This window comes from Erwinia typographi (genome assembly GCF_000773975.1).
GTDB lineage: Bacteria > Pseudomonadota > Gammaproteobacteria > Enterobacterales > Enterobacteriaceae > Erwinia > Erwinia typographi.
The window spans coordinates 18,306-39,866 of record NZ_JRUQ01000037.1; the positions used below are offsets into that span (position 1 = coordinate 18,306).

Consider the following 21,561-nt stretch of genomic DNA (forward strand, 5'->3'; position numbering starts at 1 on the left):
GATGATGCTATGAACGCGATTACAGGCACTCCGCTAGTCACCGAAATGCAGGTTATTCCGGTGGCTGGCCACGACAGCATGTTGTTGAACCTTAGCGGGGCGCACGCGCCGTTTTTCACCCGCAATATTGTGATTATCAAAGATAATTCCGGGCACACCGGCGTTGGCGAGGTCCCCGGCGGCGAAAAAATCCGTAAAACCCTGGAAGAAGCGGCGTCGCTGATTATTGGTCACGGGCTGGGCGAGTATAAAAACCTGCTCAGCCATGTGCGTCAGACTTTCGCCGACCGCGATGCGGCTGGCCGGGGAAACCAGACCTTTGACCTGCGCACCACTATCCATGTGGTCACCGGGATTGAGGCGGCGCTGCTCGATCTGCTGGGCCAGCACCTGGGCGTTAACGTGGCGACGCTGCTGGGCGACGGTCAGCAGCGGGATCAGGTTGAGATGCTGGGCTACCTGTTCTACGTCGGCGACAGCCGTAAAACGGGCCTGCCGTATCAGAGCCAGCCTGATGACCGCTGCGACTGGTATCGCCTGCGTCATGAAGAGGCGCTGACGCCGGAGGCGGTGGTGCGCCTTGCTGAAGCCGCCTTTGAAAAATACGGCTTTAACGACTTCAAGCTGAAGGGCGGCGTACTGGCCGGGAGCGAAGAGGCCGAGGCGGTCACCGCACTCGCCAAACGCTTCCCGCAGGCGAGGATCACCCTCGATCCTAACGGCGCCTGGTCGCTGAATGAGGCCATCGGGCTTGGCAAGCAGTTGAAAGACGTGCTCGCCTATGCCGAAGACCCTTGCGGCGCGGAGCAGGGCTACTCTGGACGCGAAGTAATGGCCGAGTTCCGTCGGGCGACCGGTATGCCGACGGCGACCAATATGATTGCCACTGACTGGCGGCAGATGGGCCATACTTTGTCTTTGCAGTCGGTCGATATTCCGCTGGCCGACCCGCACTTCTGGACCCTGCAAGGCTCGGTCCGCGTGGCGCAGATGTGCCATGACTTTGGCCTCACCTGGGGTTCGCACTCTAACAATCACTTTGATATTTCGCTGGCGATGTTCACCCATGTGGCCGCCGCCGCGCCTGGAAAAATTACCGCTATCGATACCCACTGGATTTGGCAGGAAGGAAACCAGGGGCTGACCCGGGAACCGCTGCAAATCAAAGGCGGCAGGGTGCAGGTGCCGCAGAAATCAGGGCTGGGCGTGGAGCTGGACATGGACAAGGTGATGCAGGCCCATCAGCGCTACCTGAAGCACGGGCTGGGCGCGCGCAATGATGCGCAGGCCATGCAGTACCTGATCCCGAACTGGGCCTTTGATAATAAACGCCCTTGTCTGGTGCGCTAATTTTTTCACAGGAGTTACCGATGAGCTACGTAAACAACCCCAACAGCTTCCGTCAGCGCCTGCTGGCCGGGGAAACCTTGATTGGCAGCTGGTGTGCGCTTGCCAACCCTTTAACTACCGAGGTTCTTGGTCTGGCCGGGTTTGACTGGCTGGTACTGGATGGGGAGCACGCGCCGAATGACATCTCAACCTTTATACCGCAGCTGATGGCGCTGAAGGGCAGCCACAGCGCGCCGGTGGTGCGTCCGCCAACCAACGAACCGGTGATCATCAAGCGGCTGCTGGATATTGGCTTCTCAAATTTCCTGATTCCTTTTGTGGAAACCGAAGAGGAAGCGATCCGCGCGGTGGCTTCTACCCGCTATCCACCGGCTGGGATCCGGGGCGTGTCCGTTTCGCATCGCAGCAACATGTACGGCACCGTGCCGGACTACAACGGCACCATCAACGATAACGTGACGGTACTGGTGCAGATTGAGACGCAGCAGGGCGTCGACAATATTGACGCTATTGCCGCCGTTGACGGGGTGGACGGGATTTTCGTCGGGCCGGGCGATTTGTCGGCGGCCCTGGGCTACCTCGGCCAGCCAGCGCATCCGGAAGTGCTGAAAGTGATCAAATACCTGTTCGAGCGGGCGCAGGCCGCTGGCAAGCCGAGCGGCATTCTCGCGCCGGTAGAGGCCGATGCTCGCCGTTATCTGGAGTGGGGCGCAGGATTTGTTGCCGTTGGCAGCGATCTGGGTGTCTTCCGCGGGGCCACGCAGGCGCTGTGCGACCGCTTCAAAAAGTAATCACCGAATCTGGAGAACATAAAATGAAAATTGGCTTTATTGGGCTGGGCATCATGGGCAAACCCATGAGTAAAAATCTGCTTAAAGCAGGCTATTCGCTGGTTGTGCGCGATAACAATCGGGATAACGAAGCCGAGCTGGTCAGCGCCGGTGCTACCGTGGCGGGCAGCGCCAAAGAGGTGGCCGAGCAGAGCGATCTGATCATCACCATGCTGCCTAATTCGCCGCAGGTGAAGGAGGTGCTGTTGGGTGAGGATAGCGTGATCCTCGGCGCTAAGCCGGGCACCATCGTCATCGATATGAGCTCGATTGCCCCGCTGGCGAGCCGCGAAATTCATGAGCAGCTGGCGAAGAAAAACATCGCGCTGCTGGATGCGCCGGTCAGCGGCGGCGAGCCGAAAGCGATCGAAGGTACGCTGTCGGTGATGGTCGGCGGTGATAAGGCGGTGTTTGATAAATGCTTTGATATCATGAAGGCGATGGCGGGTTCAGTGGTTCACACTGGCGAAATCGGCGCCGGTAACGTTACCAAGCTGGCGAATCAGGTGATCGTTGCGCTGAACATTGCGGCGATGTCCGAAGCGTTGACCCTGGCCACCAAGGCTGGCGTTAACCCTGAGCTGGTTTACCAGGCCATTCGCGGCGGCCTGGCGGGCAGTACGGTACTGGACGCCAAAGCGCCGATGGTGATGGATCGTAACTTCAAGCCGGGTTTCCGCATCGATCTGCATATCAAAGACTTAGCTAATGCGCTGGACACCTCGCACGGCGTCGGCGCCCAGCTACCGCTGACGGCGGCGGTGATGGAGATGATGCAGGCGCTGAAAGCAGACGGGCTGGGAACGGCCGACCATAGCGCGCTGGCTTGCTATTATGAGAAGTTAGCGAAAGTCGAAATCAGCAAATAGTCCCTGGCCCGGCTTGTCAGCAGGCCGGTATCTGCACTTCTGGTTAAGGCCAGCTCAACGCGCCCGGATACCGTATGAAAATAGTAATCGCACCGGATTCATATAAAGAGAGCCTGTCGGCTCAGCAGGTCGCCACGCAGATCGAGCTGGGATTTCGCGAGATTTTTCCCGACGCGCACTACGTCAAACTGCCGGTGGCAGATGGCGGAGAGGGAACTGTCGAGGCGATGGTGGCGGCGACTAATGGAAGAATAATCAGGCTTGATGTTACCGGCCCGCTGGGGGAAACCGTGAACGCCTTTTACGGTTTATCCGGTGATGAAAGCTGCGCCTATATTGAAATGGCGGCGGCCAGCGGCCTTGAGCTGGTGCCCGCCGCGCAGCGCGATCCGCTGATTACCACTTCCTATGGCACGGGAGAGCTGATCCGCAACGCGCTGGATAAAGGCGTTGAGCACTTCATTATCGGCATCGGCGGCAGCGCCACCAATGATGGCGGCTCGGGGATGGTGCAGGCGCTGGGCGCCAGGCTGCTGGATAAAGACGGCAGGCAGATTGGCTTCGGCGGCGGCCAGCTGACTAACCTGGTCAGTATCGATATGAGCCAGTTTGATTCGCGCATCCGGCGCTGCCGCTTTGAGGTCGCCTGCGATGTAACTAATCCACTGCTGGGCGATAAGGGCGCTTCCGCCATTTTTGGTCCGCAAAAGGGCGCGACGCCTGAGCTGGTTAATCAGCTGGACCAGGCCTTGGCGCACTATGCCGAGGCGATCCGTCGCGATCTGGATATCGACGTGCTGACGATTGCGGGCGGCGGAGCGGCAGGCGGCATGGGCGTAGCGCTGCACGCTTTTTGCCAGGCTGAACTGCGCCGGGGAATTGAAATTGTCACCGAAGCGTTAGGGCTGGATGAGCTGGTGAAAGATGCCACTCTGGTGATTACCGGCGAGGGGAGAATTGACAGCCAGACCATTCACGGTAAGGTGCCGATTGGCGTGGCAAAGGTCGCCAGGCGCTATAACAAGCCGGTGATTGGCATTGCGGGGAGCCTGACCAAAGACGTGGGAATCGTGCATCAGCACGGGCTGGATGCGGTTTTCAGCGTGATTTTCAGCATCTGCACGCTGGAGGAGGCGTTGGATAATGCCGCCGAAAACGTGAGGATGAGCGCGCGAAATATTGCCTCAACGCTGGCTATCGGACAGCGGATGCGAAACGACTAAACCCATTTCTCTCAGCCAGGGGCGGAGCTGTTTCCGCCCCTGGCTGACTATCTTATCGGGGACAGCGCCTACCGACTGAGGCGCTCCTTCGCCAGCCTTGCCACGTTCTCCATCTCATCAAGCAGCTCAAACAGTTCCGGCTCCACGTCCGCAATACTGCTGTTGGTGCGCAGCGCCTGCTCAATCTGCTGGCAGAGCTGCTTAAGTCTCGGTACGCCGCTGTAGCTGGCGCTGCCGTGAAGCTTATGGATGATGTCGCGCAGCGCCAGCGGATCTGAGGAGGCCATATAGCTGTCCACCTTTTGCTGAACCTCCGGTAAAAAGTCGACCAGCATTTGCAGCAGATCGCGGGCCAGGTCGGGCTTGTTAGCGGCCTGACGAAGCGCCAGCTGCCAGTCCAGCGAAACCGACACCTCCTGCAGTTTCGCGGCGACCGTTTGTAAACCGGGGGTGTAGCGCGCCAGCAGCTGGCCGAGTTTGGCCTCGTCAATCGGCTTGGCGAGGTAATCGTTCATCCCGGCCTGGATCAGGTGCTCTTTTTCATCTTCCAGCGCATGGGCGGTAACCGCCACAATCGGCGTGTCGTTATGCTGCGGATAGCTGCGGATGATTTCACTGGCGCGAATCCCGTCGATGTCCGGCATCTGGATATCCATCAGGATAATATCCAGACTGCGCGTTTTGGCCTGCTGGATTGCCGCTTCGCCGCTGTCGCACAGCACGATGTTTTCCACCTGCTCCTCCAGCAGCGCGCCAATCAGTTTGAGATTAGCCGGGTTATCATCCACCGCCATCACCGTCAGCGGCAGCCGCTGGCGGGCAGGAAGATCGTCCGTTTCCCGCGTATGGTTCTCAATCAGCACCGGCAGCAGGCGAGTCAGGCTGACCGGCTTGATCAGGCAGGCGCTGACGCCGCGCTGCTTCAGCTCCTCGGCATAAATCTGCATCTGGCAGGGCAGCGCCATAATCAGGCTGTCGGCGCGCTTCAGCGCGGGCAGCAGCAGCTCCGGCGAGAGTTCCCGGTCCGGTTCCTTTGTCACCGGAAGGCCCATCAGCAGCGCGTCGTAGTGCCCGGCGGGCAGTCCGTCCAGCGTGGTGCTGTAGCTGATGTTCATTTGCGTGGCGCCCAGCATCTCCAGCGTCGCTTTCGCCGCCGCCCCGTTGGCTTCGACGTAGGCCAGGCTCTTGCCTGTCAGGCAGTCCGTCGCGCGGAGATCTCTTTTCGCATTGGGATTGAGCGCGAGATTGATGTTAAACCAGAAGGTGGAGCCCTGGTTGAGGCGGCTGTGCAGGGAGATTTCGCCGCCCATCTCATTCACCAGCTTCTGGGTGATAACCAGCCCAAGCCCGGTGCCGCCGTGACGACGGGAGATGCTGGCGTCGGCCTGACGGAAGGCCTGGAACAGCTGTGACTGCTGTTTTTCGGAAATGCCGATGCCGGTGTCGTGAATCTGCACCTCCAGATTCACGCGGTTAGTACTCAGCGAACGCATTTCAATGCGGACGTCGATATTGCCGCGCTCGGTAAATTTGATGGCGTTGCCGAGCAGGTTAATAATGATTTGCTGCAGGCGCAGCGGGTCGCCAATGGTGTTGTCCGGCACGTCAGGCTGGATATTCAGCGTCAGCTCAAGCCCTTTTTCGTGCGCCGACTGGGCCAGCAGCACAACCACTTCATCCAGCGTGTCCCGCAGCGGGAAGGGGATGGTTTCCAGCACCAGCTTGCCCGCTTCCAGCTTCGAAAAGTCCAGCACGTCGTTGATGATGCTTAACAGGTTGTTAGCCGAACGCTCGATGGTGTGCAGATAGTCGCGCTGAGTGATGTTCAGCGACGTTTTCAGCGTCTGGCGGGTAAATCCGATCACGCCATTCAGCGGCGTCCGCAGCTCATGAGACATGTTTGCCAGGAACTCGGACTTAATTCTTGCCGCCTCCTGCGCGCGCTTTTTAGCGAGGTCCAGCTCCACGTTCTGAATCTCCATCTGCTCCAGCGTTTCCCGCAGATCGGAGGTTGCCTGGTCAATATTTTGCTGCATCTCTTCATGGTAGGCGGTCAGCGACATCGCCATCGAATTGATGCCGTTTTTCAGCATATCCAGTTCGCCCAGCATAAAGCCGCTGACCCGGCTGTCCAGCTGACCCCGGCGGATACGGTCAACGGTGCTGACCATATCGCGGATTGGGCCGGTGACATCGCGCATCAGGCGGTAAGCAAACAGCATGGCGAGGCACAGGCAGAAGAGCAGCAGCACCGTGGAGACAAACACCTCCTTATACTGCTGCAAACGCACTGACTGTAGGTCCAGCTCAATCGCCACGTAGCCCAGCGGATTGCCGTTGGGCTTGGCGTCTTCACCAGGGGATTCATCCGGGTAATAGCTCTCGGAGACAATCGGCGTGCGCAGGATCACCGAGTTGCCCAGTCGCTCATATCTGAACGAGTGCGGATTTTTCTCCCCGGTGGGAACGCGCAGCACGTCATTATCAACATGGTAGTTCGAGGTGACGAACAGCTGGTTTTGCGCGTCGAAGATTGAAATGGCCCGAACGATATCCGAATGGCGGCGATGCAGCAGGCTGACCAGCTGTCTAATCGACTCTTTACTGTGAAAAGTCATGCCGTATTCGCTGGATACCGCCAGCGGCTCGATAATATTGGCGCCTGCTTCTACCAGCTGTCGCTGTAGCTCGTTATAGCGGTGCACAATGAAAAAGGTACTCAGCAGCAGCCCTATCATCAGGGTGGGGGCCAGAATCAGAATCATCATACGGGCCCGCAGGCTGTATTTGGTCATAATCTTCCTGTAGCGAAATCTCTGCCGCCGGGCGGTCATGCGGGTCGAATTAATCCAGATGCTGGTGTAGGCTACGCACGCTTTTTGGTTGCTGACACCGCTAACAACTTTCGGGATAAACGAATAATGGCACAATTCTACTCTGCAAAACGGCGCGTGACGACCCGCCAGATCGTCACCGTGACGGTTCACGACCTTGACGGGTTGGGACAGGGCGTGGCCAGACACAACGGCAAAGCGCTGTTTATCAGCGGCGCGCTGCCGGGTGAGCAGGTAGAAGTGGATATTGTTGAGGACAAGCGCGCATGGGCGCGGGGGAAAACCCGCCGCATTATCACGAAAAGCAGTGAGCGGGTCACGCCCCGCTGTCCGCACTTTAGCCAGTGTGGCGGATGTCAGCAGCAGCACGTTTCGCCAGCCCTGCAACAGAGCAGCAAGGCGAAGGCACTGGCGCGGCTGTTAAGCCAGCAAACCGGTCTGGAAGCTGAGGTTGACCTGGTGATAGCTGGCGAGCCCTATGGCTATCGTCGGCGTGCCAGGCTGGGCCTCAGCTATCAGCCGCGCAGTAAAACCCTGCAAATGGGATTTCGTCAGGCTGGCTCCAACGATCTGGTGTCGCTGACCCAGTGCCCTGTTTTGAAGCCCGAACTTAATGCGTTGATCCCGCCGCTGCATCAGATGCTGAGTTCGCTGCAGGCGGTGAGCCGTCTGGGGCACGTCGAACTGGTGCTGGCCGACAACGGTCCGCTGTTGGTGCTGCGTCACCTGGAGCCATTAATTGCGGAAGACCGGCGCAAACTGGAACAGTTTTCGCATAAGTATCAGCTGATGCTCTATCTTGCTCCGGACAGCGAGACGCTGGAGCAGGTTAACGGCGAGATGCCGTTCTACCGCATTCACGACCTGACGCTGACCTTCAGCCCGCGCGACTTCATTCAGGTCAACGGCGGGCTGAACGAAAAGATGGTAAGCCAGGCGCTGGCGTGGCTGGACCTTCAGCCAGACGATCGGGTGCTGGATTTGTTCTGCGGTATGGGAAACTTTACGCTGCCTGTCGGAAAATACGTTGAAAATGTCACGGGTGTGGAGGGCGTTGCAGCATTAGCGGCAAAGGGTGCGTATAATGCTTCTCTGAACGATCTGCATAATGTGGCCTTTTTTCAGCACAATCTGGAAGCGGACGTGACGGCGCAGCCCTGGGCTGCCGAAGGATTTAACAAAGTGTTACTGGACCCGGCCCGCGCTGGAGCGGCAGGTGTGATGGATCACATCATTAAACTTGCTCCGCAACGCGTGGTCTACGTTTCCTGTAATCCGTCTACACTTGCCCGGGATAGTCAGAATCTTCTGGCATCCGGCTACCAATTGGAAAGGATTGCCCTGCTTGATATGTTTCCACATACCGGGCATGTGGAATCCATGGTGTTATTTGGCCGAAAATAAGCCCCCGGACAGGGGCTAAGCCAGGAGAGGATATGGTTGCGGTAAGAAGCGCACATTTGAACACGGCTGGCGAGTTTGCTCTCGACCAATGGATCGCCAGTTTGGGGATCTCTAACCAGCAGTCATGTGAACGACTGGCCGAGACCTGGCGCTATTGTGAAGAAGCGACGCGCAATCATCCCGATGCGGCGCTGCTGCTGTGGCGCGGCGTCGAGATGGTTGAAATCCTCTCCATGCTGAGCATGGACAGCGAAAGCCTGCGCGCGGCGCTGCTGTTCCCGCTAGCCAACAGCGGTGTGGTTTCTGAAGCGCTGCTGGAAGAGCGGTTCGGTAAAGCCATCGTCTCGCTGGTGCACGGCGTGCGCGATATGGACGCTATTCGTCAGCTGAAAGCCACCCATAATGATTCGATGGAGCCGGAACAGGTGGATAACGTCCGCCGTATGCTGCTGGCGATGGTGGAGGATTTCCGCTGCGTGGTGATCAAGCTGGCGGAGCGCATCGCCCACCTGCGTGAAGTGAAGGACGCGCCGGAAGATGAGCGCGTGCTGGCCGCCAAAGAGTGTACCAATATCTACGCCCCGCTGGCGAACCGGCTGGGTATCGGGCAGTTGAAGTGGGAGCTGGAAGATTTTTGCTTCCGCTATCTGCACCCTGACGAATACAAGCGCATCGCTAAGCTGCTGCACGAGCGCCGTATCGATCGCGAACAGTACATCGACACTTTCGTGCAATCCCTGCGCACCGAGATCGTCAAAGAAGGCGTGAAGGCCGAAGTGTACGGCCGCCCCAAGCACATCTACAGCATCTGGCGAAAAATGCAGAAGAAGTCGCTGACCTTCGACGAGCTGTTCGACGTGCGGGCGGTGCGTATTGTCGCCGAGCGCCTGCAGGATTGCTACGGCGCGCTGGGGATCGTGCATACGCTCTATCGCCATCTGCCCAGCGAGTTTGACGACTATGTGGCTAACCCGAAACCTAACGGCTACCAGTCGATCCACACGGTAGTGCTGGGGCCGAAGGGAAAAACGGTCGAAGTGCAGATCCGGACCCGCCAGATGCATGAGGATGCCGAGCTGGGCGTGGCCGCGCACTGGAAATACAAAGAGGGCGGCACCAGCGGCAACCCGCGCGGCGCGGCAGGCCATGAGGAGCGTATCGCATGGCTGCGCAAGCTAATCGCGTGGCAGGAAGAGATGGCCGACTCGGGCGAAATGCTCGACGAAGTCCGTAGCCAGGTCTTTGACGATCGGGTGTATGTGTTTACCCCGAAAGGCGACGTGGTGGACCTGCCTGCCGGCTCGACGCCGCTCGACTTTGCCTACCATATTCACAGTGATATCGGTCACCGCTGCATTGGCGCCAAGATCGGCGGCCGCATCGTGCCCTTCACCTATCAGCTGCAGATGGGCGATCAGATCGATATCATCACGCAAAAGCAGCCAAATCCTAGCCGCGACTGGTTGAACCCGAACCTCGGCTACGTCACCACCAGCCGCGGGCGCTCAAAAATTCACGCCTGGTTCCGCAAGCAGGATCGCGACAAGAACATCGTGGCCGGGCGACAAATCCTCGACAGCGAGCTGGACCAGCTGGATATCGGCCTGAAGGAAGCCGAGAAACTGCTGCTGCCGCGCTATAACTTCAACACGCTGGACGAGCTGCTGGCGGCCATTGGCGGCGGTGATATCCGCCTGAACCAGATGACCAACTTTCTACAGTCCAGGTTAAATAAGCCGAGCGCTGAGGAAGAAGATCGCGAAGCGCTGCGCCAGCTGACGCAGAAATCGGCCGCGCCGCGCAGCAAAGAGAGCGGCAGGGTGGTGGTGGAAGGGGTAGGTAACCTGATGCACCATATTGCGCGCTGCTGCCAGCCGATCCCCGGCGATGATATCGTGGGCTTTATTACCCAGGGGCGTGGGATCTCGATTCACCGTGCGGACTGCGATCAGCTGACGGATCTGATTTCCCATGCGCCAGAGCGCATTGTGGACGCCGTCTGGGGAGAGAGCTATTCCAGCGGCTACTCGCTGGTGGTGCGGGTGACCGCCAACGATCGCAGCGGCCTGCTGCGCGATATCACCACCATCCTGGCGAATGAGAAGGTTAACGTGCTCGGCGTGTCCAGCAGGAGCGACACCAAAAAGCAGTTGGCCACCATCGACATGGATATTGAAATCTACAATCAGCAGGTGCTGGGCCGGGTATTAGCGAGGCTGAATCAGGTCCCGGATATCATCGACGCCCGCAGACTGCACTAGGATGGCAAGTGGCCGGTGATTTACCGGCCACTTTGCGCCATGGCCTCCTGCCCACACGCTTAGCTTATGCTCCCTGAAGGTTAAAATGGAACCGGATATGAACGCACTCGATCGCCTGTTGGGCATCATGAAAACCCTGCGCGACCCTGAGGGCGGCTGCCCGTGGGATCGCGAGCAGACCTGGGCCAGCATCGCGCCCTATACTCTGGAAGAAACCTACGAGGTGCTGGACGCCATCAATCGTGAAGATTTTGACGATCTAAAGGGTGAACTGGGCGATCTGCTGTTCCAGGTGGTGTTCTATGCGCAGATGGCGAATGAAGAAGGGCGTTTCACTTTCGACGATATCTGCCACAGCATCAGCGACAAGCTGGAGCGCCGCCATCCGCATATCTTCGGTGAGGTGACGGTCAGCGGCACTGAGGAAGTGCTGGCGAACTGGGAGCAGATCAAATCCGGCGAGCGGGCCGACAAAGCTCAGCACTCGGCGCTGGATGATATTCCCCGCGCGCTGCCTGCGCTGATGCGTTCGCACAAAATCCAGAAGCGCTGCGCCAGCGTGGGATTTGACTGGCACACGCTGGGGCCGGTGCTGGATAAAGTCTATGAAGAGATCGACGAGGTGATGGTCGAGGCTAAGCAGGCGGTAATCGATCAGCAGAAGCTGGAAGAGGAGATGGGCGACCTGCTGTTTGCCACGGTGAATCTGTCGCGTCATCTGGGCAGCAAGGCGGAGATCGCCCTGCAAAAAGCCAATGATAAATTTGAGCGCCGTTTTCGCCAGGTCGAGCAAATCATCGCCGCCAGCGGCCTGACAATGCCGGATGCCACCCTCGAACAGATGGAAGCCGCCTGGCAGCAGGTAAAGGCAAAAGAGTAGCTGACTCGATTCAACAAAAGTGTGACTTGCATCAACCTCCCTCGCCGCCAAATCCGCTAAGATTTTGGCGGTCAATACGATGGGCAGCAGATAATCAGGAAACGATTAATTGTGGCACTGCGGGGATTCAGGTAGACTGTTTTCCCGTCCTGGTTATTCCATCGTCTTTAAACCTACTTTCTCAGGTTCAGCATGACAACGAACTATATTTTTGTGACCGGCGGGGTCGTATCCTCTCTGGGTAAAGGCATTGCCGCAGCCTCCCTGGCCGCCATTCTCGAAGCGCGTGGTCTTAATGTGACCATCATGAAGCTGGACCCGTATATCAACGTGGATCCAGGGACCATGAGCCCTACTCAGCACGGCGAAGTGTTCGTCACCGATGACGGCGCTGAAACCGATCTGGATCTGGGGCACTATGAGCGCTTCATTCGTACCAAAATGAGCCGTCGTAACAACTTCACCACTGGCCGCATCTACTCAGAAGTGCTGCGCAAAGAGCGTCGTGGCGACTATCTGGGCGCGACCATTCAGGTTATCCCGCACATTACCAATGCTATCAAAGAGCGCATCATTGAAGGCGGCGAAGGCCACGATGTGGTGCTGGTGGAAATCGGCGGCACCGTCGGCGATATCGAATCCCTGCCGTTCCTTGAAGCTATTCGCCAGATGGCGGTAGACGTTGGCCGCGAACATACCATGTATATGCACCTGACCCTGGTGCCTTATATGGCGGCGGCTGGCGAGGTGAAAACCAAGCCGACTCAGCACTCCGTAAAAGAGCTGCTTTCCATCGGGATTCAGCCGGACGTGCTGATCTGCCGCTCCGATCGCGCGGTGCCAGCCAACGAACGGGCCAAAATCGCCCTGTTCTGTAACGTGCCGGAAAAGGCCGTTATCTCTCTGAAAGACGTTGATTCCATTTATAAGATTCCTGGCATGTTAAAATCCCAGGGGCTGGATGATTATATCTGCAAGCGCTTCAATCTGAACGCGCCGGAGGCTAACCTGGCCGAATGGGAACAGGTTATCTATGAAGAAGCCAATCCGGGCGGCGAAGTGACTATCGGCATGGTCGGCAAATACGTAGAGCTGCCGGATGCCTATAAATCAGTGATTGAAGCCCTGAAGCACGGCGGCCTGAAAAACCGTCTGACGGTCAACATCAAGCTGATCGACTCGCAGGACATTGAATCGCGCGGCGTCGAATTGCTGAAAGATTTAGATGCTATTCTTATCCCTGGCGGCTTCGGCTACCGCGGGGTGGAAGGCAAGGTGATGACCGCGCGCTACGCGCGTGAGAACAACGTTCCCTATCTGGGCATCTGCCTGGGAATGCAGGTTGCGCTGATGGAGTTCGCGCGCAACGTGGCGGGGATGGAAGGCGCAAACTCAACGGAATTTGTGCCAGACTGTAAATACCCGGTGGTGGCGCTGATCACCGAATGGCGCGACGAAGAAGGCAACGTTGAGCAGCGCTCAGAGCAGAGCGATTTGGGCGGCACCATGCGCCTCGGCAGCCAGCAATGTCAGCTGACCCCGAACAGCCTGGTTCGCCAGATGTACGGCTCAGATACCATCGTTGAGCGCCATCGTCACCGCTACGAAGTGAACAACATGCTGTTGAAGCAGATTGAAGCGGCGGGGCTGCGCGTGGCAGGCCGTTCTGGCGATGACCAGCTGGTTGAGATGATTGAGCTGCCTGAGCATCCGTGGTTCGTTGCGTGTCAGTTCCACCCGGAATTCACCTCAACGCCGCGTGACGGCCACCCTCTGTTCGCTGGCTTTGTTAAAGCCGCCAGCGATCATCAGAAGCGTTTGGCTAAGTAAGTATTTTCATAACAACGCCCGAACTTTCAGGGCGTTGTTTGTCTGAGTTTAAAGATAACTTGTACTGAGGAAAAAACTAATGTCCAAAATCGTTAAAGTCATCGGTCGCGAAATCATCGACTCTCGCGGAAACCCGACCGTTGAAGCTGAAGTACACCTGGAAGGCGGTTTCGTCGGTATGGCCGCTGCGCCATCAGGCGCTTCTACCGGTTCTCGCGAAGCGCTGGAACTGCGTGACGGCGACAAATCACGTTTCCTGGGTAAAGGCGTGACTAAAGCTGTTGCTGCGGTTAACGGTCCTATCGCTGACGCGGTAACCGGTAAAGATGCGAAAGACCAGGCCAACATCGATAAGATCATGATCGATCTGGACGGTACCGAAAACAAATCCAAGTTTGGCGCAAACGCCATCCTGGCCGTTTCTCTGGCTGCGGCTAAAGCCGCTGCCGCTGCCAAAGGGATGCCGCTGTACGAGCACATCGCTGAGCTGAACGGCACCCCGGGCAAATTCTCTATGCCTCTGCCAATGATGAACATCATCAATGGCGGCGAGCACGCCGACAACAACGTCGACATCCAGGAATTCATGATCCAGCCTGTTGGCGCAAAAACCCTGAAAGAAGCCATCCGTATCGGCTCTGAAGTGTTCCACACCCTGGCGAAAGTACTGAAGTCCAAAGGTATGGGCACGGCGGTAGGTGACGAAGGCGGCTATGCGCCAAACCTGGGCTCCAACGCCGAAGCGCTGGCCGTTATCGCTGAAGCGGTAAAAGCGGCGGGCTACGAGCTGGGCAAAGACGTTACCCTGGCGATGGACTGTGCGGCTTCTGAATTCTACAAAGACGGCAAATATGTGCTGGCTGGCGAAGGCAACAAAGCCTTCACTTCTGAAGAGTTCACCCACTTCCTGGAAGACCTGACCAAACAGTATCCAATCGTCTCTATCGAAGACGGTCTGAACGAATCTGACTGGGCTGGCTTCGCTTACCAGACTAAAGTGCTGGGCGACAAAATCCAGCTGGTTGGTGACGATCTGTTCGTTACCAATACCAAAATCCTGAAAGAAGGTATTGAGAAAGGCATCGCTAACTCCATCCTGATCAAATTCAACCAGATCGGTTCTCTGACCGAAACGCTGGCTGCGATCAAAATGGCGAAAGACGCTGGCTACACGGCGGTGATTTCTCACCGTTCAGGTGAAACTGAAGATGCTACTATCGCTGACCTGGCGGTAGGAACAGCAGCGGGTCAGATCAAAACGGGTTCTATGAGCCGTTCTGATCGCGTAGCTAAGTACAACCAGCTGATCCGTATCGAAGAAGCGCTGGGAAGCCGTGCGCCATTCAACGGTCTGAAAGAAGTTAAAGGTCAGTAATGACCTGATTTCCCGGCCCGTAGCGGGCAGAGGAACTTCAGCAGTAACCGTATCAGGCCCGGATCTCCGGGCCTGATTTTTTTTGCCTTTTTCACGGCGCGGATTCGTGCTGCTTATTGATGGGAATTCCTCCAAAACGAGCGATATTATTGTCTGGCGCAAAAAGAGCGTCGGTTTCCCGCAGAAAGCGATTTGGCTAAGCAGCGCCGATCTGCCATACTCTGCGCCCTTAAATTCACTTCCAGTCGAGATGGTCATGCAGTACCCGATTAATGAAATGTTCCAGACGTTGCAGGGCGAAGGTTTTTATACCGGCGTTCCGGCAATTTTTATCCGCCTGCAGGGATGCCCGGTAGGCTGTAGCTGGTGTGACACTAAGCACACCTGGGATAAGCTGGCCGATCGGGAAACCTCGCTGGGGGATATTCTGCTGAAAACGATCGAGAGCGACGCGTGGGGCGCGGCGGATGCCGGCGCTCTGCTAAAGGTGATTGCGGCCCAGGGCTGGACGGCGCGCCATGTGGTGATCACCGGCGGGGAACCCTGCATCCACGATCTGACGCCGCTGACGGATACGCTTCAGCAGCAGGGGTTCAGCTGCCAGATCGAAACCAGCGGCACCCATGAAGTGCGCTGTAGTGCGGAAACCTGGGTCACGGTATCGCCCAAAGTGAATATGCGCGGGGGCTATGACGTGCTGCATCAGGCGCTGGTGCGCGCCGATGAGGTGAAGCATCCTGTTGCCCGCCAGCGGGACGTTGAAGCCTTACAGGCGCTGCTGGCTACGCTCAGCGATGAGAAGGCGCGGATCGTCGCCCTTCAGCCGATCAGTCAGAAAGACGATGCCACCAGGCTCTGCATTGAAACCTGTATTAAGCACAACTGGCGGCTGTCGATGCAGACCCATAAATACCTCAATATAGCCTGACGGTAAGCGGGCGGCGTCCCTGCCGCCTGACGAAAAGCGTTAATCTGCCTTAGTTCCCCTGGCTTTATAGGCTTCGAAAGCCGTTTTGATCTCGGCTTTCGCGGCGGCCGCATCGGTAAAGCCGTTCAGCTCAACCTTCTTGCGACCGTCCGGCAGTTGCTTATAAACGCGGAAGAAGGCGGCAAGACGCTCTTTCTCCAGATTGGGCAAATCGTCTACCGATTTAATTTCATCATAGGTCGGGTCGATTTTACTGGCTGGAACGGCCACGATCTTATCGTCCGACTCGCCGCCATCAATCATCTTCAGCACGCCGATTGGCCGCAGCTTAATCAGCGTTCCTGGTGCCATAGGGGCGCGAGTGTAAAAAATGACGTCCAGCGGATCGTTATCACCGCCCAACGATTGCGTCAGTGAACCGTAGTTTGCCGGGTAAGCAACCGGCATCGACTGGAAACGGTCGGCGACGATAAAACCGGTTTTGGCATCCGTTTCATACTTAATAATGCCGCCAGCGGGGATTTCGGTCAGCGCATAGAACTCATCAGGGGTATTTTCAGGCTGTGGAAAATCCAGAATGTTGATGGCATTGGCCTGATGGCAGGCAGCAATAAGAATGGCAGCAGTAGAAAACTTTTTAAACAAATTCATTGTTGATTCTCTCGATCTTTAATGAAGGAGACAACAACGTAATGAGCAGGGATGACAGCAAGATGACAGCGGGGAGGGGCGGATCGGCCTGAACCGATCCTGATTACGATCAGCCTTTATAGATACAGCCAGCGGTACAGGTCTCTTTGATCGTCACCGCGCTCAGCTGCGCGAGCCTCGGCTTCATCCGATCCCAAATCCATTTCGCCAGCACTTCACTGGTAGGATTCTCCAGCCCTGGGATCTCGTTGAGATAGTAGTGATCCAACTGGTCGTAGATCGGCTTGAAGGCCGCTTTCAGCTCGGCAAAGTCGATGATCCAGCCGGTATGCGCATCCACTTCGCCGGTAATTTCCAGCCGCACCAGGAAAGAGTGCCCGTGCAGGCGGCCGCATTTGTGCCCGGCCGGAACGTTAGGCAGATGGTGAGCCGCTTCGAACATGAAATCTTTAAACAGCGTGGTAGCCATATGACAGTCTCAGTATGCATTTCTTGAAAAAACCGGCGAAGTCTACCCGAAAAAGCCTTTTTTAGCACCCGTTTCCCTGACGATTCGGCGCCGCTGGGCGCATGGAAATCACCCCCTGAGGGTAACCTGTTGATTCCCGGTAAGTTAATTAACCTGTTTTGTCGCTATGTCTTACCCATAAAACCGTTTAGTCGTTTTGGTTATTTATTATTACCAACCCTTATTTAATGGTTATTATGCTTGTCGCTAACCTACTCTCATCTTGCTGTTTTTACGGCCCGGACCTTCGATACTGGAATTTTCAACGCAATGACGACTCAGGCACCTCCAGGCTCTCTGCTGCCACTGAATGCGGAACAACTCGCCCGTTTGCAGGCGGCCACCGGGGATTTATCCGCCACGCAGTTGGCATGGCTCTCCGGCTATTTTTGGGGCCAGGTTAACCAGGCGCCTGGCGCAGCGCCGGTGAGCGCTCCCGCACCAGCGGATGTCCCGACGATTACGCTGCTGTCAGCCTCCCAGACCGGTAACGCCCGTCGCGTGGCCGAACAGCTGCGTGACGACCTTCTCGCGGCGAAGCTGAACGTCAACCTGGTGAAAGCCGGTGATTATAAATTTAAGCAGATAGCGCAGGAAAAACTGCTGATCGTGGTGACCTCCACCCAGGGCGAGGGTGAACCGCCGGAAGAGGCGGTGGCGCTGCATAAGTTCCTGATGTCGAAAAAGGCGCCTAAGCTTGATAAGACGGCCTTCGCCGTCTTTGGCCTGGGCGATACCTCTTATGAATTCTTCAGCCAGGCGGGGAAAGACTTCGACGGCAAGCTGGCGGAGATGGGTGGTGAGCGCCTGCTCGACCGCGTTGATGCCGATGTGGAATATGCCGTCGCCGCCGAACAGTGGCGCAAGCAGATTGTCGATATTCTCAAGGCGCGTGTGCCGACGGAAGCGCCTGCCGCTGCCGCTGTGACTGCCGCTGGCGCCGTCAATGAGGTGTTCAGCAGCCCGTACAGTAAAGAACAGCCGCTGACCGCCAGCCTGGCGGTTAATCAGAAAATTACCGGTCGCGATTCGGATAAAGACGTGCGCCACCTTGAAATCGACCTGGGCGACTCCGGCTTGCGCTACCTGCCGGGCGATGCGCTGGGCGTATGGTTTGAGAACGATCCGGCGCTGGTGCAGGAGCTGCTTGAGCTGCTGTGGCTGAAAGGCGATGAGCCGGTTACGGTAAACGAACAGACGCTGCCGCTGGCGGAGGCGCTGCAAAAGCATTTTGAACTGACGGTGAACACGCCGCAGATCGTTGAGCACTACGGCAAGCTGTGCCGTGATGAAACGCTGCTGGGGCTGATTAGCGAGAAGTCGCAGCTTCAGCATTACGTGCAGAGCACGCCGATTGTCGATATGGTTCGCCAGGCGCCGGTTGAGCTGACTGCTGAGCAACTGACAAGCATTCTGCGTCCGCTGACGCCGCGCCTGTATTCCATTGCCTCCTCACAGGCCGAGAACGAAAGCGAAGTCCATATCACCGTCGGCGCGGTGCGCTACGAGATTGACGGTCGGGCTCGCGCTGGCGGCGCTTCCAGCTTCCTCGCCGACCGGCTGGAAGAGGATGGCGAGGTTCGCGTGTTTATCGAGCACAACGACAACTTCCGCCTGCCGGCTGACCCGCAAACGCCGGTGATCATGATTGGGCCCGGCACCGGCATCGCGCCGTTCCGCGCCTTTATGCAGCAGCGTGATAACGACGGAGCCGAAGGCAAAAACTGGCTGTTCTTCGGCAACCCGCATTTCACCGACGACTTCCTCTATCAGGTCGAGTGGCAGCGCTACGTGAAGGATGGCCTGCTGACCAACATCGACCTGGCCTGGTCCCGCGACCAGCAGCAGAAGGTGTATGTGCAGGACAAAATCCGCGCCAAAGGAGCGGAGGTGTGGCGCTGGATTGAACAGGGCGCGCATATATACGTCTGCGGCGACGCAAACCGCATGGCGAAAGATGTGGAACAGGCTCTGCTGGAGCTGGTTGCCGAGCACGGCGGCATGGATACCGAGACCGCCGACGAATTTTTAAGTGAGCTGCGCATTGAGCGCCGTTATCAGCGAGACGTTTACTAATGAGCAATGAAAAACATCCTGGACCGCTGGTGGTTGAAGGCAAACTCACCGACGCAGAGCGCCTGAAAAAAGAGAGCAATTACCTGCGCGGCACCATCGCAGACGATCTGCAGGATGGTCTGACCGGTGGCTTTACTGGCGATAACTTTTTACTGATCCGCTTTCACGGCATGTATCAGCAGGACGACCGTGATATTCGCGCCGAGCGCGCGGAGCAGAAGCTGGAGCCGCGTCATGCGATGATGCTGCGCTGCCGCCTGCCGGGCGGGGTCATTACGCCAAAACAGTGGCTGGGCATCGACAAGTTTGCCGAAGACAACACGATTTACGGCAGCATTCGCCTGACTAACCGTCAGACCTTCCAGTTCCACGGTATCCTGAAAGGCAACGTCAAGCCGGCTCACCAGATGCTGAGCGAAGTCGGCCTGGATTCGCTGGCGACCGCGAACGACGTCAACCGTAACGTGCTGTGCAGTTCCAACCCCGTTGAGTCTGAACTGCATCAGGAAGCCTGGGAGTGGGCGAAGAAAATTTCCGAGCATCTGCTGCCGCAAACGCGCGCCTATGCTGAAATCTGGCTGGATCAGGAGAAGGTCGCCACCACCGACAAAGAGCCGATTCTGGGTGAAACCTACCTGCCGCGTAAGTTCAAGACCACCATTGTCGTGCCGCCGCACAACGACGTGGATCTGCACGCGAACGACCTGAACTTTATAGCCATCGCGGAGAACGGCAAGCTGATTGGCTTCAATCTGCTGGTGGGCGGCGGTCTGTCAATCGATCACGGCAATAAAGCGACCTATGCCCGCACCGCCAGCGAGTTCGGCTTCCTGCCGCTCGACAAGACGCTGGCCGTCGCCGAAGCGGTGGTAACCACCCAGCGCGACTGGGGTAATCGTACCGATCGTAAAAATGCCAAGACTAAGTACACCCTGGAACGCGTCGGCGTGGAGACGTTTAAGGCTGAAGTTGAGCGGCGTGCGCAGATTAAATTTGAACCGATCCGTCCTTATGCCTTTACCACGCGTGGCGATCGTATCGGCTGGGTGAAGGGGATTGACGATCGCTGGCACCTCACGCTGTTTATCGAAAACGGCCGCCTGCTGGACTATCCTGGCCGTCCGCTGAAAACCGGCATTGCCGAAATAGCCAAAATTCACCAGGGTGATTTCCGCCTGACCGCCAATCAGAACCTGATCGTGGCGGGCGTGCCGGAAGCGGAGAAGCCGAAAATTGAAGCGCTGGCCCGCAGCCATGGCCTGATGGAGAGCGTCACCGCCCAGCGTGAAAACTCAATGGCCTGCGTGTCGTTCCCGACCTGCCCGCTGGCGATGGCCGAAGCAGAACGCTTCCTGCCAGATTTTGTTACCCGAGTGGAAGGCCTGATGACGTCGCACGGCGTCGGCGATGAGCACATCGTGCTGCGCGTCACCGGCTGCCCGAACGGCTGCGGTCGCGCGCTCCTCGCCGAGATAGGCCTGGTGGGCAAGGCGCCGGGGCGTTATAACCTGCATCTGGGCGGTAATCGCATCGGTACGCGCATCCCACGAATGTACCGTGAAAACATCACCGAAGACGAAATTTTGTCTACCCTTGATGAACTACTGGGCCGCTGGTCAAAAGAGCGCGAAGCCGACGAAGGCTTTGGCGATTTCACCGTCCGCGTGGGCGTGGTGAAACCGGTTGTCGATCCGGCCCGCGATTTTTGGGCATGACGGAGGCGTGATATGTCTGTACTCGATCTCTCTGCACTGAACGCATTACCCAAAGTTGAGCGCATCATGGCGCTGGCGGAAGTGAACAATAAGCTGGAGAAACTTTCCGCCCAGCAGCGCGTGCTCTGGGCGCTGGAGAATTTGCCGGGGGAAGCGGTGCTCTCTTCCAGCTTCGGCATTCAGGCGGCGGTCAGCCTGCATCTGGTGACCCAGCTGAAACCGGATATCCCGGTGATCCTCACCGATACCGGCTATCTGTTCCCGGAAACCTACCGGTTTATTGATGAGCTGACCGACAGGCTTAAGCTCAACCTGAAGGTGTTTCGCGCTGAGCACAGCGCGGCCTGGCAGGAGGCTCGCTACGGTAAGCTGTGGGAACAGGGCGTGGAAGGGATTGAGCGCTACAACCAGATCAACAAAGTGGAGCCGATGAACCGCGCGCTGGAAAGTTTAGGCGGGCAGAGCTGGTTCGCCGGCCTGCGCCGCGATCAGTCCAGCAGCCGCGCGCATCTGCCGGTGCTGGCGATCCAGCGCGGCGTCTTCAAGGTGTTGCCGATCATCGACTGGGATAACCGCCAGGTGCATCAGTATCTGAAGGAGCACGGCCTCGGCTATCATCCGCTCTGGGATCAGGGCTACCTCTCCGTCGGGGATACGCATACCACCCGCAAATGGCAGCCGGGGATGGCAGAAGAAGAGACCCGATTCTTCGGCCTGAAGCGTGAATGCGGGCTGCATGAATAGCTCTCCCGCCTGACGATCCAGACACGGCTCGCGTCATCAATGACGCGAGCCGTTTTATTACCAGCCGGTCTTTCCCACGCTGC

At 57.6% G+C, this 21,561-nt stretch carries 16 protein-coding genes; 13 read left to right on the plus strand and 3 right to left on the minus strand.

Annotation, left to right across the window (positions count from 1 at the left end; translation table 11 throughout):
• Nucleotides 1-9 precede the first annotated feature (9 nt).
• From gudD to NG99_RS11515, 4 genes are all read left to right on the plus strand, one after another.
• Nucleotides 10-1,350 (plus strand): glucarate dehydratase, encoded by a 1,341-nt coding sequence (gudD, locus tag NG99_RS11500; RefSeq protein ID WP_034892500.1) that lies wholly within the window; start codon nucleotides 10-12, stop codon nucleotides 1,348-1,350.
• Between the two features lie 20 nt (nucleotides 1,351-1,370).
• Nucleotides 1,371-2,141: a 2-dehydro-3-deoxyglucarate aldolase gene (gene garL / locus NG99_RS11505; protein WP_034892503.1), complete on the plus strand. Its 771-nt coding sequence runs from the start codon at nucleotides 1,371-1,373 to the stop codon at nucleotides 2,139-2,141.
• A 23-nt stretch (nucleotides 2,142-2,164) separates the two neighbouring features.
• Nucleotides 2,165-3,049 (plus strand): 2-hydroxy-3-oxopropionate reductase, encoded by an 885-nt coding sequence (gene garR / locus NG99_RS11510; RefSeq protein WP_034892506.1) that lies wholly within the window; start codon nucleotides 2,165-2,167, stop codon nucleotides 3,047-3,049.
• A gap of 74 nt (nucleotides 3,050-3,123) precedes the next feature.
• Nucleotides 3,124-4,272 carry a glycerate kinase gene (locus tag NG99_RS11515; RefSeq protein WP_034892509.1) on the plus strand — a complete coding sequence of 383 codons (1,149 nt, stop codon included), beginning with the start codon at nucleotides 3,124-3,126 and terminating at the stop codon, nucleotides 4,270-4,272.
• 68 nt (nucleotides 4,273-4,340) lie between these two features.
• On the opposite strand, the gene barA is transcribed toward NG99_RS11515, so the two are convergent.
• Nucleotides 4,341-7,067, minus strand: coding sequence for a two-component sensor histidine kinase BarA (barA, locus tag NG99_RS11520; RefSeq protein WP_034892513.1), 2,727 nt, complete (start codon nucleotides 7,065-7,067; stop codon nucleotides 4,341-4,343).
• Nucleotides 7,068-7,193: 126 nt separating this feature from the next.
• Here barA and rlmD point away from each other — a divergent pair, with 126 nt between their 5' ends.
• The 6 genes from rlmD (at nucleotide 7,194) to queE (ending at nucleotide 15,784) form a co-directional block, all read left to right on the plus strand.
• The gene (rlmD, locus tag NG99_RS11525; RefSeq protein ID WP_034892516.1) at nucleotides 7,194-8,510 is read left to right on the plus strand and encodes a 23S rRNA (uracil(1939)-C(5))-methyltransferase RlmD; all 1,317 of its coding nucleotides are present in this window, start codon (nucleotides 7,194-7,196) and stop codon (nucleotides 8,508-8,510) included.
• Nucleotides 8,511-8,542: 32 nt separating this feature from the next.
• Entirely contained in the window at nucleotides 8,543-10,771 is a 2,229-nt protein-coding gene (relA, locus tag NG99_RS11530) for a GTP diphosphokinase (protein ID WP_034892518.1), read from the plus strand.
• A gap of 97 nt (nucleotides 10,772-10,868) precedes the next feature.
• The gene (mazG, locus tag NG99_RS11535; RefSeq protein WP_034892855.1) at nucleotides 10,869-11,651 is read left to right on the plus strand and encodes a nucleoside triphosphate pyrophosphohydrolase; all 783 of its coding nucleotides are present in this window, start codon (nucleotides 10,869-10,871) and stop codon (nucleotides 11,649-11,651) included.
• 192 nt (nucleotides 11,652-11,843) lie between these two features.
• Nucleotides 11,844-13,481 (plus strand): glutamine hydrolyzing CTP synthase, encoded by a 1,638-nt coding sequence (gene pyrG, locus NG99_RS11540; protein ID WP_034892521.1) that lies wholly within the window; start codon nucleotides 11,844-11,846, stop codon nucleotides 13,479-13,481.
• A gap of 79 nt (nucleotides 13,482-13,560) precedes the next feature.
• The gene (gene eno / locus NG99_RS11545) at nucleotides 13,561-14,856 is read left to right on the plus strand and encodes a phosphopyruvate hydratase (RefSeq protein WP_034892524.1); all 1,296 of its coding nucleotides are present in this window, start codon (nucleotides 13,561-13,563) and stop codon (nucleotides 14,854-14,856) included.
• Nucleotides 14,857-15,112: 256 nt separating this feature from the next.
• Complete coding sequence (queE, locus tag NG99_RS11550) at nucleotides 15,113-15,784, plus strand: 7-carboxy-7-deazaguanine synthase QueE (RefSeq protein ID WP_034892858.1); 672 nt, start codon at nucleotides 15,113-15,115, stop codon at nucleotides 15,782-15,784.
• A 39-nt stretch (nucleotides 15,785-15,823) separates the two neighbouring features.
• On the opposite strand, the gene NG99_RS11555 is transcribed toward queE, so the two are convergent.
• A complete protein-coding gene (locus tag NG99_RS11555; protein WP_034892527.1) occupies nucleotides 15,824-16,435 on the minus strand; it encodes an inorganic diphosphatase in 612 nt (203 codons plus the stop codon).
• Between the two features lie 109 nt (nucleotides 16,436-16,544).
• The gene (gene queD / locus NG99_RS11560; RefSeq protein WP_034892530.1) at nucleotides 16,545-16,904 is read right to left on the minus strand and encodes a 6-carboxytetrahydropterin synthase QueD; all 360 of its coding nucleotides are present in this window, start codon (nucleotides 16,902-16,904) and stop codon (nucleotides 16,545-16,547) included.
• 309 nt (nucleotides 16,905-17,213) lie between these two features.
• On the opposite strand from queD, the gene cysJ reads away from it, so the two are divergent.
• The 3 genes from cysJ to NG99_RS11575 are packed head-to-tail and all read left to right on the plus strand — an operon-like array spanning nucleotide 17,214 to nucleotide 21,478.
• Nucleotides 17,214-19,019: an NADPH-dependent assimilatory sulfite reductase flavoprotein subunit gene (gene cysJ, locus NG99_RS11565; RefSeq protein WP_034892533.1), complete on the plus strand. Its 1,806-nt coding sequence runs from the start codon at nucleotides 17,214-17,216 to the stop codon at nucleotides 19,017-19,019.
• Complete coding sequence (gene cysI, locus NG99_RS11570) at nucleotides 19,019-20,734, plus strand: assimilatory sulfite reductase (NADPH) hemoprotein subunit (RefSeq protein ID WP_034892536.1); 1,716 nt, start codon at nucleotides 19,019-19,021, stop codon at nucleotides 20,732-20,734. Before cysJ ends, cysI begins: the two co-directional genes overlap by 1 nt.
• Nucleotides 20,735-20,746: 12 nt before the next feature.
• The gene (locus NG99_RS11575) at nucleotides 20,747-21,478 is read left to right on the plus strand and encodes a phosphoadenylyl-sulfate reductase (RefSeq protein WP_034892539.1); all 732 of its coding nucleotides are present in this window, start codon (nucleotides 20,747-20,749) and stop codon (nucleotides 21,476-21,478) included.
• The last annotated feature ends 83 nt before the right edge of the window (nucleotides 21,479-21,561 follow it).